Genomic DNA, 16,421 nt, shown 5'->3' on the forward strand with positions numbered 1-16,421 from the left:
TCTCATCGACCGGGCGCAATGCCGCCGCTTCCTGTCGTAGAGCCGGCGGATCGGAGCGCGAGCCCCGGCTCGTAAACCCTGCCGATAGCGCGCTTCTGAGACTCCGCCTGCACCTTATCGAGCAGCTTCATCACCCCATCTCTCGGTCCGCATAGCACCAGCATGCAGTCGGTCGTCGCCTCGGACATCGCGATGAGCTTCAGCCGGTAAAGATCGGAGACAACGTTGCCCCAGCTGCAATGCCTCGACGGGGTCCATTTGACCTCCATCGCCAGCGAGCGGCCCGTACGGCCGGCGGCAGGGGTGATGAAGAAGTCCAGCTCCCGGGAGCGGCCCGCCTTCTTCCGAGCCCCAGGCGCGTCCTGCAACTGCGGGTGCGCATAGCCCGGCCTGACCCAGAAGTCAGCGGTGCTGATGTTCGATACGACGATCTCGTTGATGGTGCCGTGCAGGTAGATCTCGTTGAACAGCCCCGCTCTCATACATGCCTGATCGAAAGTCAGCTTCGAGGCAAGGCCGTGTGCGATCAGGCGCCCGATGTCCCGTTTGACCTTAACCTGGTTCTCCAACGTTGCCTGCGCCGTCATCCAATGAGCCGGGTTGTGGACTTCACGCGACGCGCCTCATTCAGCAGGCGCTTGATTTTGGGTGCCGTCGGTGCGGAGTTGAGATCTGCCTCGGGCCAGGCGACGAGCGCGTCGTACAGATCACGCCTCGCCCCGCTCACGACCTTCAGGTTGAGGATGCCCAGAAGCTCCTTGAACTTCTCCTTGGCGAGCGCGCTGTGCAGGCGATTGGCCACAGCTTGGTTCGTGATCGAGTTGAGCGCAAACGCTGACTCTCGGGTCGTGAACTTGCCGATGAGCTCCCTGTAGACCGGGTTCGCGGACCACGAGACACCGGACCCATTCGTGAGGAACACGTACACCAGTACGGTGGCATACTTCTCCTGGATTGCCCGCGGGACCTTCGGCTCGTCGCCGACGAGCCTGCCGAGCTCGCGGACAGGCGGACCCTCCGCGGCGAAGTTGCTCCACGAATGGTGGGCGGTGAGGACCGCGTCGAGGGCGGCGTCGATGACGGGGATACGAAGGTCGTCGGGGAGATAGCTCTGGCCGCCCACGGACTCCAGGAACTCGTTCGCGAGCGCGAACTCTTCCGCTTGCTGGTTGACCCCGAACCCCCGGGCCTTCGTCCCGAACTGCTGCCGGGCTTCTTCGCTCACGTGCTCCCACAGGTAGGGCAGGAGGAGACGGATGTTCTCGAGGACATACGTGTCAGCACCTGGCCGCGTGTAGATCCCGAAGAGTCCGAGAGCCAGGTTGTCAGCCTGTTCGCGGGGCATCTCCTCGAAGCCGCCGCCCGTCACCGCCGCCGTTGACTGCTCGATCGGAGCCGCCTTGATCTTCGTGAGAAGCAGGCGAACCTGCAGCACAGACGGAGCCAGAGGGAGATTGATGACCTCGTTGATGCACGCATCGAGGTACCCCACGAGCTGAGGCGCACGCAGAGTCACGTGGTTCGGATGCGCAGCACTGGCGTGGTTGCGCATGTACCGCACCAGATCAAGCTGCTGCAGTCCCAGATCCGATATCAGCCCGATCCGATTGGCGGCCAGCAACAACTTCTGATCATCAATCAGCCGCATATCGTCCGGCCCGTGGAGCTTCGACCGCAGTTCCGAGCCCGGCGGGGCAGCCTGATCAAAGAAGTAGTTCAGGTCGTACGCTGCGGCTTTCGCGCGAACGCTGGACACTGTCTCGTCCCAGAGGTAGTTCAGGGCCGCGTCAAACAGCCCGGCCGCCACCGCCGCCATGAACTTCGATAGGTAGGCGCTCGTGCTGCGCGCCGCCGCATCCACGGGCTCCAGAACGCCAGCCATTTGATTGAGCACCCCGACGCGCTGGCGGACGGGAACGAGAATGTCCTCGGACGGCAGACCCAGCGCCTCGATCTCACCGAGGATGGCGGTCTCGAATGCCGGCAGGTCAAGCTCGCCGCTGGCATCCCGGCGGGAGATCTCTCGGTTGTTCATGATCCGATCTTGCCAGCTATCACTCAGACGGCGAATGCCATTCGTCCGGCCCCACAGTGCGTTGGAACTTCGCCTGGTTCCTCGCACGAACACGGTGATCAATCTCGGCAGCGATGTTTCCGTCAGGCCATTCCGCATAAGCGGTCAGCCGATAGTAAGTGCGTACGCGCCCGTTCTCCTTGCGTCTGCTCGTCGTGTAGCCCCAGCCGAGCTCGCGCAGTTCCCGCACGCGCCGGTGCCAATCCTCCTGGTACTGGTGCATCGAGGCGACTACGCCGATGACCTGCGAAGGGGCGTCAACTCCCGCGGCGTGGAATGCCTTGAGGAGTTCACCAATGCGACGGTGCGGTTCCATGTGGGACGTGGCGGCGCGGATCTGCTCCTCAAAGGGATCAAGCGACGAGTAGAACGCCTGCTTGTCATGATTGCATTGCGTGCACAGGGGCTGCAGATTCTCGGGATCGTCTGTGCCGCCCCAGCTGTACGGGATCTTGTGATCCACTTCCAACTTTATGTGATCCTCAGCCGGAGTCTTCCCGCATTGCGCGCACCGATGCGCGCTGAGCACTTCGCCCCTTACAGTGGCAGAGATGCCAGTGCGGCCGCCCCGGACTGTCCCTGCACGGCCCTGGAGGACGTATACATAACTGCGGCCAGTGCGCACCGCGGGCAGCCGGAACCAGCCACGCAGTTCCCGTACCCGGCGGTCAGTCTGCGAATGCGACTCGCCGTTCTCCGCGGACGCCTGGTCTCGGATCTCCACCATCGTCGGCGGCTTCTCTCGCCGTTCGTAGAGGAAGGCGTACAGCGAACGCAGATCCTGGCGGGTCAGTAACTCCCTCAGCTCGTCGCTGCCGGGGCGCGGAAGCTCGTTCCCGCTCATCGCCGAAGCACCGGTGCGGGCAGATCAATCTGATCATCCGGCCCCGCAAGCCGCCACCACTCATCGTCGATCCCGACACCCTCAAGTGGTGATGCGGGCACGACCTGCACGCTCACTACCTCACCAGGCTCAGGAACCATGGCGCCCAGCGCGGCAGCGATATCGCGCTGGATGAAGTAGTCGCCGCCGAGGATGAGGTAGCCCTCCGGGCGGAGCGCGCTACGCGAACCGCCGTTGTCACGTACGCGCTTCATGTAATCGTCCTGCTGGGCAACGGTCGCGATGATGTTCCGGGACAGGCGGCGATTCGTTGCCTGACGGAACAGCTCGTTCACCCGCGCCTGCCCGCTCCGGCCTGACATGATCTCGGCCACGACCTGGGGAGGGAGCTGGAGCAGCGCATTCGGCTGCATCGGAGCATCCCGGTGGAGCCATGTGATCTGTGAGCGGCCGTGGGCGTTGAGACCGGTCTTCCTATCCCGGTTCTCGCTCGTGCGCCGGTTCTCGGCGGTTACCCGCACGACCCCCGCACTCCACACTGAGCGCTGGTCATCTGCTTCGGTCACCAGGATGATCTGCTCGAAACTCTCCATCGGCAGCATCCACGCGCCCGTATGCGAGTACTTGCAATCAACTTCGAGTCCGGCGATCTTGAAGTCGAGCACGTCTCCGTCGGTGAACTTGAGCTCGCGCTGGAGATTGATCTCGATGAGCGTCCCGAAGTGCGTCTTCTCTGTCTTGAACAGCTGATCGACACTGTACCGGCCGGTGTGCTGGCCGTCGTAAAGCTGATCGAACGTGGCCCGGAAAACCTTCGCCATCCGCGTCCCGTCCGGGTCAAGCCGGCGCAGCTCTGCCACGACCGCGGCAACGCCAGGGTCAGCAGCGGGGGCGGGAAGGTAAAACAGGCTCACCCCTTCACCATAGGGGCCGTAGCCCACTTAACTTCTGGTCCCCGCCGCGCGGTGTCCAGTCTGAATGTCGGAGGTGCACGGTTCAATGGCCCTGCTGGCGCAGCCCGCGCTCAGCGCAGAGAGAGGAAGCGCGCATGGCCGGACCCAGCTTCATGAAGTACGACCTTGGCAGGATCGAGAAGGGCTCAACCGTCGTTGTCACGCTGAGCACCGGGGCGAACGTCCGGCTCATGGACTCCTCGAACTTCACCAGCTACCGCACCGGGCGCCAGCACCGTTACTACGGCGGGCTCGCAAATCAGACCCCGTTCCGCATCGTCGTCCCCTCGACCGGGACCTGGTACGTCACTGTCGACCTGGCGGGCCTGCGGGCAACCTCGGTCCGCTCCGGCGTCCGGGTCGAGCCGCCCGCCCTGCCTGCCGCCCGGTCTGCCAGGAGTGCGCCCCTGTCGGGCATCCGCTCCGAGCCGCCGGTCCGGCTGACCCCGGATGAGTCGGGGCAGACGTGGGACGTGTTCATCTCGCATGCCAGCGAGGACAAGGCGGCCGTCGCCAGCCCGCTGGCTGCCGCTCTGGAAGAGCGCGGCCTGCGAGTATGGATCGACAAGGGCGAGCTGCGCATCGGCGACAGCCTGCGCCGCAAGATCGACCACGGCCTGGCGCACTCCTCCTTCGGGATCGTCGTATTCTCCAAGTCGTTCTTCGCCAAGGGATGGCCGCAGTACGAGCTCGACGGCATCGTCGGGCTCTCGGTGGCCGGGAAGCAGCGCATGCTGCCGATCTGGCACGAGATCTCGAAGGAAGAGGTCGAGCGGCAGTCGCCATCTCTCGCGGATAAGATCGCCCGCACGACCGCGACCAGCACGATCGCGGAGATCGCTGACGAGATCGCCGCTGTTGTCCGCGACAGCATCGCCGCCTGACCCGCATGCCCACGCTCACCGAGGAGCAGAAAGCCGGGCGTGCCTTGAAACGCCGCCGGACGGAAGCGCTGAAGGCGGAAGCCCGGGCTCTCCGGCACGAGGCGAAACGCCGCGAATGGGCCGAGCAGGGCATGTACCTGACACGGGAGGAAGCCCAGGCCGGTGCGCTCTGCCGCGGCTGCGGTCTTCCCGCCGTCGACAACCTCGGTGACTGGCCGCCGCTCATGCACCTCACCGAGCAGGAACGCGCTGAATACGACGCGGCCGAGGCTGCATACAGGGCAGCGCACCCGGACTGCGGAACCTACAGCTGGAGCATCAGCGCATCGCGTACCCGGCACTGCGGGCTGTGCTGCCCGCCGCTCCCGCTACCGGAGGCCGCACTGGAAAGGGTGCGCCGCATCCTTGAGAGCATCCCGGCGGACCGGGGCCGGGAACTCGATATTTGGGTGCTCCTGCTGACCTGCGATCATCGCGTCGAGCGAACCCAGCACTACACACACCAGCACTGGTCCAGCGGCTCGACCGCGCACTGCCCGGACTGCGACGCTACCCGCGGCATCGTGACCTCCGAGCGGATCACCACTGCCGCAACCCGAGCACGCGACGCAGAGAACCAGAGGAAAGCCGCCGTCGAGAAGGCCCGCCGGGAGGTCGCTAGAGCCGAAGCGCAGGCAAGGGCCGCCAGGAAGAAGCTAGCCGAGCTCGAAGTCGGCACATCCGGCTGATGCAGCAGGAAGCACACGTCCAAAATAATCCCGTGATGAGCTCGCCCCTGCCGGACTGGTGGATCGCCCCGGTCAGCCTGCGCGCGGTCGAGAGTGATCCCGACGCCACGGCCATCCCTGGCAGCGTGCTCGCTGACCCGGAGCTCTCACTCATGGCTAAGGGCATCTATGGGCTGGCCCTGGCCTACCAGGGCCAGCCCATCAACCCCCATGACGACCCCCGCGGAGATCGGTGATGCCCTCGCGGAACTGATCAATGCTGTTCTCATCGTCCGGGTTGGCGGCCCAGATGGCGACTGACTGGCACCTATGAGGCCGTGCGGCGCGCCGTAGTGACCCGTTCCATCGCTGCGGCCGACGTCCTCGTGATCCCCATATCCGCGCCGCCGTCCAGCCTGTCTCGGTAGCTAGGCCGTGTTCCGTGCGCTTCATATTCGATGTTCCGGGCGAGCTCTGGTGACTAGGAGGACTGGTTGGCGGACGACTTCGAGCCGTGTTCTGGGGAGCGGTGCCAGAAGCACCCGACAGTCCTGGAGATGACGCGTTAGGGCGCAACGTCTGACCATGCTGGCAACACAATTACGAGCTCGTCAGCGACGAGCGAGCGTCGGTACAGGGGACTGCCGCACGAGTAGGTGAAACTGTCACATATCCGTGAGGCGGTCCTAAGCTCGTAGGAGAACGACGCGCGTAAGATCCAAGGCCCAATGAGATAGACCAGCTTCAGCGCCACGTCACGCATGCGTGCGGTCAGGAGAGAACTGACTCGTCTCGCTTTACAAAGAACTGAGCCTCACCGCTCTGAATCACGAACTCCGGACCGTCCAGCGATTCGTACATCTCCTCGACTCGCTCGGCGGAGTCCGCCACTTTTGCGTGCGCCCCGTCCTGTTCTGTGTGAATGAGGTACGCGATGTTGCAGGAGCACCCGACCATGAACCAGTAGTAGCGACCGCGACCGGCTTCGTGGACCAGGTCGACCGGATACTGGACAACGTGCTTGCCGCAGAGGGCGGGGAGGTCGACCACCGATCCGTTCAGCGTGCTCGGCGCAAGTTCGGTTGCTGGGCGCCAGGGATGGAGTTTCAACGCAGGATCCGAAAGCGCGAACTCGCGCCCTCGTGCAAGCTTCAAGAACGCCTCGTTGTCGACACCAGCTTCCGAAGCCAAGGTGGTCATCCCGGTGGAGGGCCATAGCGGAACCAACGGAAGTCGTAGTTCGGTTCTTAGCTTGAACTCGCGACTCGTGTAGCGGATCCCATGAATAAGGAGAGCGCCGAGCGCAATCGTCGTGGCATACGCGTGGGGCCCAACTGACTCCGGTAGGCCGTCGATCTGAACCGAAAGCGGCGTGACCCAGACCGAACCGAGTTGAAGCGAGCCTGCGTAGCGGCCAATCCAGAACTGGCTGGACGGGAGTGGCTCGAGCATGTCGCGTCGCGCGTACAGCAGCTCGTACTCGGACGGCGGCAGTCCATACCCCTGCGCTCGATCCTCGGCGGAGGATAGGAGCATCGAAATGAGGGCGGTCTTCTGAGCCCATAGGGCAATCGCACCCTGGTCGCCTTCTTCGATATGTCTGGATTCACCGAGGATGAGCGGTGTCAGGACTCGCTTCGCGACGCCCTCGATACTTCCCATCCAGCCGTTGTTGCAGGCCTTGCAGACGTTCTTGACAGTGGTCTTGAACGGCGCATTCACCCCCATCGCCTTTGGGATCCGGTTGAGAGGACCTGCGCGCTGCTCAACGGGGTCGGATGGAAGACCAATCGCGCTCAGCCAGTTCGGCAGAACATGTTCGCGTGTGAGTGGCTCAGAGCTGCCACAGAATACGCATGTTCGAGTCGCTGGCATCCCCTCAGCTTACGGAGCACCTCTGACGCACTGCTGACTCTCCTCCCTGGATGACGCGCCGACCCATATCGGACGACCGCGCTGTCACGCGCACTCTGGCCCGAGTCGCGCGGGTGGGACTGTGCATCGGGGGACTAGTCCACCGTGACGAACCGAGCCGTCTCGACACGCCCATCCTCTTGCTTTGGCAGATACAGTCGGCCCCATGGGTAAAGGTGGGCGCGAAGTGAACAAGGTAAAGAGGGCCGAGCGGGAGGCTCGATGGCTGTCGGAGCTGACGCGCATGATTGCGCAGCTTTGGGGAACTCGTGCGGAGTGCGTCGAGGTGGCGGCTCTCTTTGCTGCCACCGCTGATCGCTTGGGGCTCCCGGTCGAGGCTCGCGCAGTGTCCATCCTCGCGATCGATACCGAGGAGCATCGAGTCTCTATGACAGGCGTCGCGGCCGGTGAGGATGCCAAGGCACGTCTCGGGGCTCAGGTCGCTGGCTTCCCCGACGACACTTCGGAGCGCAGCTTCGAACGCGCGGGACACATGATCCTGACGAGCCGCACACTGTCTATGATCTTTGACCCCACTTTTCGGCAGTTCTCGAAGGATGGGCTTCCGGACGTGCCCATCTCAGGATCAGTTCCCGAGACTCATCCATCGACCGGTGAACTCGTCATTGAGTTTGGAGAGGGCAGATTCGAGGTCACCTACTTCTTCGACGACGCGAACGTCGGTTGGCAGGAAGGCTTCGAGTGGGCAAAGGCCCAATGGGCAGAAGTTGCGAGTCAACTGAGCTCAGATCTCCGATCAGGCGGCACGGCGGAGACGATGACCTTCGAGATCCCTTGGGAAGAGCAGCCAAGTCACCAGTCACATTGACGTACGGGGGTGTGTTGGTGACGTATGTGTCGGTGGTGGCATGCACGCTGGTAGGAGGAAGAGAGGATCGCCGTGCCCGAAAGCCGTCACAAGTATCTGTACGAGCGACTAGGCGACCATGATTTCCAGCAGCTAGTCTCGGCGCTGCTGGCACTGCAGTTCCCCGACTATGTTCCCTTGCCGCTTCGGCAGTCTGACGGTGGACGCGATGGCATCGTGGGCCCGCACCGGCTCGTCTTTCAGGTCAAGTGGTCGGCACGTGGCCGTGAACGCGATCCCGTCTCGTGGCTCGATGCTGAGGTGCGTGGCGAAGCGGAGAAGATCAAGAAGCTCGCAGCACAAGGCGCACGCAAGTACGTGTTGGTCACCAATGTCGAAAGCACGGGCAAGCCGAAGACCGGCACATTCGATCGCCTAGATGCCAAGCTGCAGCAGTATTCGAAGGACTTCGGTCTCGAGATGTCGTGCCTTTGGCGCGAAGCCATCAACTCGGTCGTAGATTCCGCGCCGACGGAGACCAAATGGGCGTACGCGGAGATGCTCGCCGGCTGGGATCTCATTCGCTACCTCGTCAGCGAGCAAGGAGTGGTTGCACGAGACTCAGAGCTCCGCGACCTTGTTCGGAAGGTCGCGGCGGCCCAGTGGGACGAGGACGAGCGGATCAAGTTCAGCCAGGTTGAACTGGATCGGGAACGCCTCACCGACCTGTTCGTCGATGTTCCTGCGGAACGCATACGAATCCCGAAACGAACTGAAGTTCTTCACTTAGAGCCAAGGGCCGTCGGTGGCGCTGCGAACTACGTCGCCACCAGGACTCCCTACCCCTTCACGCTCGTGCGCGGTGCGCCGGGCCAGGGAAAGTCCACGCTGAGTCAGTATGTCTGCCAGGCCTACCGAATCGCGTTCGTGCCTGGGCAGTCAGCATTCGCAGAAGAGCTTCCCGACATCAAGCAGCCCCGATTCCCTCTTCGGCTAGACCTCGGTGATTACGCAGCGTGGATGCAGGGCTATGACGTCTTCGACAAGACTGATGGCGCCAAAGTTACGAAGGGCCCGAAACGACGAGCGGCGCAAGCGTCGATTGAGTCGTTCTTGGCTGAGTTGATCGCCCACGCCAGCGGACGGGGCACGGTCACCTCGTCTGAGGTGCAAGAGATCTTCGACCGTGTGCCGAGCCTCGTGGTGCTGGACGGTCTCGACGAGGTAGGCAACCTGGACGACCGCAAGCGCGTGGTCCAGGAGATCGACCTGTTCTGTGCTCGAGGCAAGTCGTACGCCGTCGAACCGAAGGTCATTGTCACGACCCGTCCGAACTCGGCCGGATTGCCGGAACCAAATAGCGAGATCTTCGAAGTCATCTCTCTGAGCCCGCTCGAACCGTCGCTGCGCGATGAGTACCTGCGCAAGTGGTGCGTCGTCCACAACGTGCGAGGAAACGACAGCCGCGTGCTTCGGCGGAACTTCACGGAGAAGACGAAGGAACCTTACATCGGCGAGCTCGCCGGCAACCCGATGCAGCTCACGATCCTGCTCTACTTGCTCCGTCAGCACGGCGACGCGACACCGAACCAGCGCACCGAGCTTTACGACGCTTACATGGCTCTGCTGCTCGCTCGTGAAGCCAACAAGCGACCCGAATCGGTGCGTCGCTACCGTGACGACCTCACCGAGATCGTGCCATTCCTCGGCTGGTATCTGCAATCCCGCGGCGAGGAGCAAGGCCACAGCGGACGGATGGCCTTCGCCGAGGTCGACGCCGCCATGAAGCACTTCCAGACGACCTACGGCAAACCGACGGAAGTGGTCGACGAGCTCTTCCGCGCAGCGAGCGATCGGCTCTGGGCGCTGACGAGTAAGGAGGAAGGAACCCTTGAGTTCGAGGTGCTTTCCCTGCGCGAGTACTTTGCCGCCCGGTTCCTTTACTACAACGCTGGCGAGGGAGATCCTGCCTTCGATCGCACCGACGTGTTCCGCGAGCTTCTCCGCCGCCCGTACTGGCTCAACACGGTTCGTTTCTATAGCGGAAATGCGCGCGGTTCGGACATCTATGTACTCAAAGCCGGGATCGAGCATGAGCTCGCGGAGAACACATCGAAGCAGGTCAGAGTGGCAGCGTGGAGCCTCCTGACTGACGGCGTCTTCAACAGCCGGCCTAACGAAGCCGCGTCAGTCGTGAACGCGCTGACGAACGAACGCGGAAGCCGACTGCTCCTCGCCGCACTGGACAGCAAAGAGATCACTCCGCTCCCGGAGACCAGCCACGCGAAGGACGCCTGGGCTCGCCTCACCGCACAGATCTGCGCTGATCCAGATGACCCCCAGCACGCATGGCGAGTGCGCGTTATCCGAGACCTACTCGGCCTGCGGGCGGAGTTCACGGCATGGTGGCTAGAGCAGCTCACCGAGGCGATTCAACGAGGCAACGATCTGCCGTGGCTCGCAATCGGTGCGAAGTGCGAGGTGCTCGCCGGAGCGAAGGTGAATGTTCCGGGCCTCTCCGCCGAGGACGGCCAGCGCGCACAGCTCATCTTGAATTGTGGGCTTGTACCCGAAGACGGCGGGATGCTCGAGGCGCAACTCATCCGCGCAGTCCTCGACGGGCAGTGTTCCGAAACGACCTCTGTGCGTTCTCGACCCGCCCAAATAGCTGCGGTGCTGAACCCCAGTGAGTATTACGCCTTCGGTGCGGAGGTTGCGACCTATCGCCCAGCAGTCACCTCGAGCGATCGGCGTGCGCTCGCGATGCAGCATCTTCGCAAAAGTGCTCCCGAGTACGCCACGATCGCCCGTCTTCGCCGGTTCCGGCGAGGTGAAAAAGGCAGCACCTTCCCATGGGCGAATACGGCGACGGCGCTTCTCGACCAGACCGGTCGATGCTGGCTGGTCTCCGAGATCGCTGTCATTGGGGCTGCGGCGCCCTTCGGCCTGGGAGTGACCAAGGCGCCGGGTACCGCCGCGCTGGGATCTGCCAGCCACCCCGCCACCCTCATCACGGAGACACGCACGAAGGCTGGCGACGTCGTGTGGTGGCGCGAACGGCTCGGCGATTGCTACGACGATCTCTCGCGTGCAGAATGGGCACTCGCGCTCTGGGCGATGGCGAGTGCTGGAGTCATCCAGGCCCTCGCGGCGGATCTTGACGCGGCGGTCGATCAGCTCCCTGCCGATCAGAAGCGCGCCTTCCTGACGGCAGCACGACGTCTCTCCGAATCGGGCTGGATTGGTCAGCTGCACCCCGAACCAGTTGGGCTCGGCGGCGCTTTCGATGAGCTCATAACCCTGAGGACCGCACAGACGCCGGAGGCGAAGATTCCCCTCGCCTCCAACGGAGTAGCTGCTGGACCCATACCGCTCGCTGAGATCGCACGGAAGCGCAAGTGGCTCAAGGTGGACCGGACGGCGAACTACCGCTAGCTCAGCGACGTCAGAACGTTGTTCACGCCTGAAGGTGGTCGAGCTTGACGAATTCCGCGACTCGTTCATAATCAGGGGCAAATGAGGGCACTCCGCCGCGTCACCACGTCTACGTATGCAGTTCAGGGCATCCTGAGTCTTACTACGTTTTGGGTCAAACCTGGGGGACCATCTTGACGGATACACCAGAGCCAGTGCTGCCTCTGTCGCTGCTCGCTTCGAACCGTGATCAGTTCAACGCGCTCTTCTACGAACCCGTGAGCGTTGCTCTGCAGACGAAGACGAATCTGCACGTCCATGTACTCCGCGTTCAGAATGGGAACTTCGACCTCCCTGGGCTCTACCGAGAGCTGAAGAACAACAGCGTTGCGTACGTCCTCTCGCGGTTGAACTACAAGAAGGCATTGGAAGATCCCGGTCGGATGATGGAGGTGGCTGCCAAAGTGCAGGCGCAGTTCCGCATCCCCGACGAGCTGGCGGGAGAGGGTGGCGAGGTCATCCTCTATTCCCTTCTCGAAGGTCACCTCGGCGCGCCGAAGGTGCTCTCGAAGATGGAGCTGAAGACAAACAGCGACCACTACGTCTACGGCTCGGATGGTGTCCATCTGCTGCGTACCGATGAGAACACGTACCAGCTGATCTTTGGCGAGTCCAAGATGTACGGCGACTCGGGTGGCGTGGGCAACAGCGCGAAGCGCGGCATCAAGGCGGCCTTCAAGTCTGTCGGCAAGGTGCATGAAGAAGGCTTCGACTTCGATACATGGCTCGTTCAGTCTGAGTTGTTGAAGGAAGAACTCGACGACGAAAAGCTCGCTGCGCTCTCTGCGATTTTGCTTCCGTCGACTGGCGGCGGTGACGATGACATCAAGAAGCACAACGCCTTCGGGATCTTCGTCGGCTACGAAGTCGACGTCTCGGACATGAAGGTTGAGGATATGGAGCTCGCCGAGATCGAGGAAGAGCTTCGGAAGCGCGCGACCGACGCCATCACCGCGCAGCACGACCTAATTAAGCAGGAGGTGACGGATCGCGGCCTTGGCGTGTACCCGATTCATCTCTACGCCATTCCGTTCGCCAAACGCGGCACGGGTGACAAGGCACATGGGATCACGCAGATCCGAATGGAGCTTGCCGCCCAGCTCGGAAACCACGGAGCGTCGAAGTAGATGGCCGGGCGCATCGCGGCCGATGTGCTGAGCGACACGATCGTCGCTCGCGACGACTACGTGGGCGACTTGTTCGCGCTGGAGTCCGCCGTCTCCGAAGCCTTTCTGACCGGCGCAGCCAATGCAGTCGTTGACGATGCCTTGGTCGATCGACTGCTTCGGTACGCGGACATCATGTCCCACTCAACGCTTTCAGTGCATCGGGAGACCGCATACAACTTGATTGCGCTGCTGCGCGAGTATGACGAGCTCGTCGGGCTCTCCGAACGAGCCAGCGGCCGTGTCACAGCCGTCGCCACCGCCGTGCTCATCGAACTCGGGAACTTTCCGGGTCTCCGCACCTTGGCGAATGCCACTGACGCGACCTACGCGCTCCCCGTTTCGCGAGGTGTGCTTCGTGCTGCGAAGGAGGTCACGCAGGCCACGAAGCACGGTACTGCGACGCTTACGGACACACAGTTCGAGATCGCCGAGCGGATGCGCGACGAAGACTTCTTTAGTTTCTCGGGGCCGACATCACTCGGTAAATCGTTCATCCTGAAGGACGCGATCTACGAAATCGTTCGGCGATCAGATCTCGATCAACACTGTGTGGTGGTGCTTGTCCCGACGAAGGCCCTGATTGGGCAGACCGCCGCGGATCTCCGCGAACTGCTGCGTGATGTGCCCGAGGTCAACGTCGCGACGTTCCCTTCCCTGCCCCTCTTCCTGCGCCAGACCTATCCGCGCACGATCTTTGTGCTCACGCCGGAACGGTTGCTTCGATACCTCTCCAACCCTGTGAGGGATATCGACTACCTCATCGTTGATGAGGCGCAGAAGGTGATCGCCAAGAAGGACGCCCGATCCTCGATCTACTACCACGCCATCGTGGAGACGATTCGACGGTTCGCCACCAAGCTGGTCTTCGCCTCGCCGAGCATCGAGAACCCGCAGCTCTTCCTCGAGCTTTTCGGCAAAGCTTCGAACGGTGCCCTTGCCGTCCGGGAACGCACGGTCGCGCAGCAGCGGTACTTCGTTGACCTCATTGACCGCAAGCAGTTCTACCTCTCGGGAGCCGGCGATGGTGACGGCGCCCTGAAGGAGCAGCCTGCCGCCGAGACAGCGATCGAACTCGTCACTTCGCTGAGTGGAGCCCGTAAGTCGATCGTCTACATCAACAGCTCGGCCAAGTCCGCAGACTTTGCCCTGGAGCTCGCGAAGGTGCTTCCGAAGGTAGACGACCCGCGCATCGAGTCGGTGATCAAGTTCGTCAAAGAGCACATCCATAAGGACTACTTCTTGGCGGACACGCTGCGTCACGGCGTCGCCTTCCACCACGGCAAGATGCCTCAGGAGGTACGGGAGAAGGTCGAAGAGTGCTTCTCAGATCCGGACTCGCCACTCCAGTTCGTCGTCTGTACGTCAACGCTGCTCGAGGGCGTGAACCTTCCGGCGAAGAACATCTTCGTCCTCAATGACACCCATGGGCCATCTGGCTTCGGCAAGATCGACTTCGAGAACCTCGCCGGGCGCGCAGGTCGCCTGACCTATGACTTCTCCGGCAACGTCATTTGCGTTCGTCACGAAACCGGCGGCTGGAGTGAGTCGCGGCAGGAACTCATCCCACGCGGTGAGCCGATCATCGCGAAGAGCTTCCTCGTCAACCCAGGAAAGACGCGCAAGGACTTCACCGACATCGGCTATGTCCTTCGGGGCGAGATGATTCCGGGCACGCCCTCGAATGACGCCAAGCGCACCGTCGAGCAGTACACCTCCATCCTGCTTCTTCATGTTCTCGGCAAACAGCAAACGCCGCTGCGTTCGTTGTTCCTCGAGAAGGTGCCGGATGCCGCGAAGCTGCTCGACAAGGCCGTCAACTCGTTCACTGGTTCAGAGGAAGTACTCCGACGCTCGCCCGGCATCCAACCGAAGTATCAGAGCGATGTCTGGACGGAACTGAAGTCCGGTGTTGCCGGCCCGCTGGTGCCGAGCGATACGGAGGAGCTCACCTTCGAACTGTTCGAAGGAGTGCTCGTTCATCTTGGACGGGTCTACAACTGGATTGTTGAAGAGTCCGGTGGAAAGGACCCGCTCGTTCCGAAGGAAGATCCCGGCTACACGGCACGGCTGCGCTATTGGGCGACCTTGATGTCCTACTGGGTCAAGGGCGATCCGCTGGTGCTGGTGATTAGCCGGTCGATCCGCTACCACGCGAATCAAGGAGTCGTGAAGTATCACGACTACGCGATCTCGCCCTACCTGATCGAGGAGCCCTTCAAGGCTGGCGACCCCAAGCAAGTCAACCGAATCATCGAGGAGACGATGCGAGATCTCGAGACAGGGCTGCGATTCAAGATCATCAGCTACCTCGAGAACTACTACGACCTCACGGTGCAGGCACTTGGTGCAGACGAGGCCGGTATCAACGTTGCCAAGCTCGTCGAGTACGGCTCGAGCGACGGGAAGGTCATCAACTTGCAGGAGGTCGGGTTCACGCGAGGCGTGGCGCTCGATCTGCTCGGCAAGCACGCCGAGTTCCTGAGCTTCGCGGGAGACGAGCTCCAGGACGTTGATCTTGAGGGACTCCTTGCCACCTCAGACGTTGCGGCAGAGACGAAGGCCGAGCTGGAGAACATCCTGCGCAAGGCTGCTCCGGTGGACGTGATCGCCGAGCCGCTGCAATGACCGACAGGTGGCGCAACCTCGTCGTCGAGTCTCAGTTCGCAACGGAGCTCGTTCGATCCGGCATAAGTCAGGTCTGCGCGCTCCCGATGAGCGGTGACGAGCGCGCCCGAGTGGGGTACGACCAGACGTATCCGCTCAATATCGGCTTGCATCTCTACACGAGCGGGCTTGAGCGCCTGTGCAAGCTGGCACTCGCCTGCCACGGGTTCGCTGCCACGGGGGAGTTCTCGAACGTGCGCGACTATTCGCACCGCTTGAGCAATCTGCTGACCGCGCTCGAAGAGCTCGACACCTCTCAACTCGTTTCCTTCAACCCCGACTATCTGTCGCGACCGAGCGATGAGTTTGGTGATGACCTCGTGGAGTGGCTGGAGCGGTATGCATCCGGTGGCGGCAGGTACGAGATTCTCGATTCGCTCTCACGCGACGATGCTCACGTGTTGACGTGGGAGAAATGGGAAGAGTTCTGCTCCGGCGGAGCTGTCTCGGAGGATGTCGAGCAGAGCATCAGCATTCGCAATGCGGTCGGAAACGCACTCACCGATGTCTGTATCGCCAATGACCTTGAGAGCGCGGCCTATCCGATCCTGGAGAGTTCGACCAAACCATTGCACGCCGCGGCCGTCGCAGTTGGTCTCGCGATGTACCGACGGGCGAGGTGGCCGGCGGAGATTCTCGCGTCAGTCTCGAACTACACGAGCCAAGAGCTACCGATCCTGCGCGAGGCAGTGAACGTGCTGACCCAGACGACGGACAACTTCTTCGCGTACGAGATTGCGGGCGTCTCCGACAGAGAACCTGTCATCGAAGAGCTCATCAATCACAGGGACACGTTCGTCATGCCCGACTTCGAAGAGGGCGACGATTGGCTTGAGGACGAGCCAGAGCCGGAGGGGGCGGACGCCGAACACGCGGCACACGATGGTTCGGAGCAGTCCGGTACCACCTGACCGTGGTCAGCCTGCCAAC

Annotated in this window: 13 protein-coding genes; 8 read left to right on the top strand and 5 right to left on the bottom strand. The window is 62.4% G+C overall.

Translation table 11 applies throughout. The features are described 5' to 3' along the window. Nucleotides 1-2 precede the first annotated feature (2 nt). From PP359_RS00450 to PP359_RS00465, 4 genes are read right to left on the bottom strand one after another with little or no spacing between them, the layout of a single operon-like run. Nucleotides 3-587: a hypothetical protein gene (locus PP359_RS00450; protein WP_499249659.1), complete on the bottom strand. Its 585-nt coding sequence runs from the start codon at nt 585-587 to the stop codon at nt 3-5. Beyond that, nucleotides 584-2,035 carry a hypothetical protein gene (locus PP359_RS00455; protein WP_499249660.1) on the bottom strand — a complete coding sequence of 484 codons (1,452 nt, stop codon included), beginning with the start codon at nt 2,033-2,035 and terminating at the stop codon, nt 584-586. The genes PP359_RS00450 and PP359_RS00455 overlap by 4 nt, the downstream gene beginning before the upstream one ends. Before the next feature lie 19 nt (nt 2,036-2,054). Continuing rightward, entirely contained in the window at nt 2,055-2,918 is an 864-nt protein-coding gene (locus PP359_RS00460) for an HNH endonuclease (protein WP_499249661.1), read from the bottom strand. Next, complete coding sequence (locus PP359_RS00465; RefSeq protein ID WP_499249662.1) at nt 2,915-3,832, bottom strand: NaeI family type II restriction endonuclease; 918 nt, start codon at nt 3,830-3,832, stop codon at nt 2,915-2,917. The genes PP359_RS00460 and PP359_RS00465 overlap by 4 nt, the downstream gene beginning before the upstream one ends. A gap of 134 nt (nt 3,833-3,966) precedes the next feature. Here PP359_RS00465 and PP359_RS00470 point away from each other — a divergent pair, with 134 nt between their 5' ends. From PP359_RS00470 to PP359_RS00480, 3 genes are read left to right on the top strand one after another with little or no spacing between them, the layout of a single operon-like run. Continuing rightward, the gene (locus tag PP359_RS00470) at nt 3,967-4,755 is read left to right on the top strand and encodes a DUF1883 domain-containing protein (RefSeq protein ID WP_499249663.1); all 789 of its coding nucleotides are present in this window, start codon (nt 3,967-3,969) and stop codon (nt 4,753-4,755) included. 5 nt (nt 4,756-4,760) lie between these two features. Continuing rightward, nucleotides 4,761-5,483, top strand: a complete 723-nt coding sequence (locus PP359_RS00475) for a hypothetical protein (protein WP_499249664.1) — start codon at nt 4,761-4,763, stop codon at nt 5,481-5,483. A 35-nt stretch (nt 5,484-5,518) separates the two neighbouring features. Further along, entirely contained in the window at nt 5,519-5,719 is a 201-nt protein-coding gene (locus PP359_RS00480; protein WP_499249665.1) for a hypothetical protein, read from the top strand. A 514-nt stretch (nt 5,720-6,233) separates the two neighbouring features. On the opposite strand, the gene PP359_RS00485 is transcribed toward PP359_RS00480, so the two are convergent. Then, nucleotides 6,234-7,184, bottom strand: coding sequence for a hypothetical protein (locus tag PP359_RS00485; RefSeq protein ID WP_499249666.1), 951 nt, complete (start codon nt 7,182-7,184; stop codon nt 6,234-6,236). 337 nt (nt 7,185-7,521) lie between these two features. Between PP359_RS00485 and PP359_RS00490 the strand changes: the two genes are divergently transcribed. From PP359_RS00490 to PP359_RS00510, 5 genes are all read left to right on the top strand, one after another. Next, nucleotides 7,522-8,205, top strand: coding sequence for a hypothetical protein (locus tag PP359_RS00490; RefSeq protein ID WP_499249667.1), 684 nt, complete (start codon nt 7,522-7,524; stop codon nt 8,203-8,205). A 72-nt stretch (nt 8,206-8,277) separates the two neighbouring features. Then, nucleotides 8,278-11,619: an NACHT domain-containing protein gene (locus tag PP359_RS00495; RefSeq protein WP_499249668.1), complete on the top strand. Its 3,342-nt coding sequence runs from the start codon at nt 8,278-8,280 to the stop codon at nt 11,617-11,619. Nucleotides 11,620-11,813: 194 nt separating this feature from the next. Continuing rightward, on the top strand, nt 11,814-12,785 hold the full coding sequence (locus PP359_RS00500) for a HamA C-terminal domain-containing protein (protein WP_499249669.1): 972 nt from the start codon (nt 11,814-11,816) through the stop codon (nt 12,783-12,785). Next, a complete protein-coding gene (locus tag PP359_RS00505) occupies nt 12,786-15,452 on the top strand; it encodes a DEAD/DEAH box helicase (RefSeq protein WP_499249670.1) in 2,667 nt (888 codons plus the stop codon). It abuts the gene before it with no gap. Beyond that, entirely contained in the window at nt 15,449-16,402 is a 954-nt protein-coding gene (locus tag PP359_RS00510) for a hypothetical protein (RefSeq protein ID WP_499249671.1), read from the top strand. Before PP359_RS00505 ends, PP359_RS00510 begins: the two co-directional genes overlap by 4 nt. Nucleotides 16,403-16,421: the final 19 nt, after the last annotated feature.

Origin of the sequence: Sphingomonas sp. BLCC-B65 (genome assembly GCF_028550675.1) — a bacterium.
Lineage (GTDB): Bacteria > Actinomycetota > Actinomycetes > Actinomycetales > Microbacteriaceae > Microbacterium.

What these genes read in the sequence shown, in the direction of transcription:
- PP359_RS00505 (WP_499249670.1), top strand. Translation starts at nt 12,786, where the DNA reads ATGGCCGGGCGCATCGCGGCCGATGTGCTGAGCGACACGATCGTCGCT.
- PP359_RS00450 (WP_499249659.1), bottom strand. Translation starts at nt 587, where the DNA reads ATGACGGCGCAGGCAACGTTGGAGAACCAGGTTAAGGTCAAACGGGAC.
- PP359_RS00455 (WP_499249660.1), bottom strand. Translation starts at nt 2,035, where the DNA reads ATGAACAACCGAGAGATCTCCCGCCGGGATGCCAGCGGCGAGCTTGAC.
- PP359_RS00470 (WP_499249663.1), top strand. Translation starts at nt 3,967, where the DNA reads ATGGCCGGACCCAGCTTCATGAAGTACGACCTTGGCAGGATCGAGAAG.
- PP359_RS00475 (WP_499249664.1), top strand. Translation starts at nt 4,761, where the DNA reads ATGCCCACGCTCACCGAGGAGCAGAAAGCCGGGCGTGCCTTGAAACGC.
- PP359_RS00480 (WP_499249665.1), top strand. Translation starts at nt 5,519, where the DNA reads ATGAGCTCGCCCCTGCCGGACTGGTGGATCGCCCCGGTCAGCCTGCGC.
- PP359_RS00460 (WP_499249661.1), bottom strand. Translation starts at nt 2,918, where the DNA reads ATGAGCGGGAACGAGCTTCCGCGCCCCGGCAGCGACGAGCTGAGGGAG.
- PP359_RS00510 (WP_499249671.1), top strand. Translation starts at nt 15,449, where the DNA reads ATGACCGACAGGTGGCGCAACCTCGTCGTCGAGTCTCAGTTCGCAACG.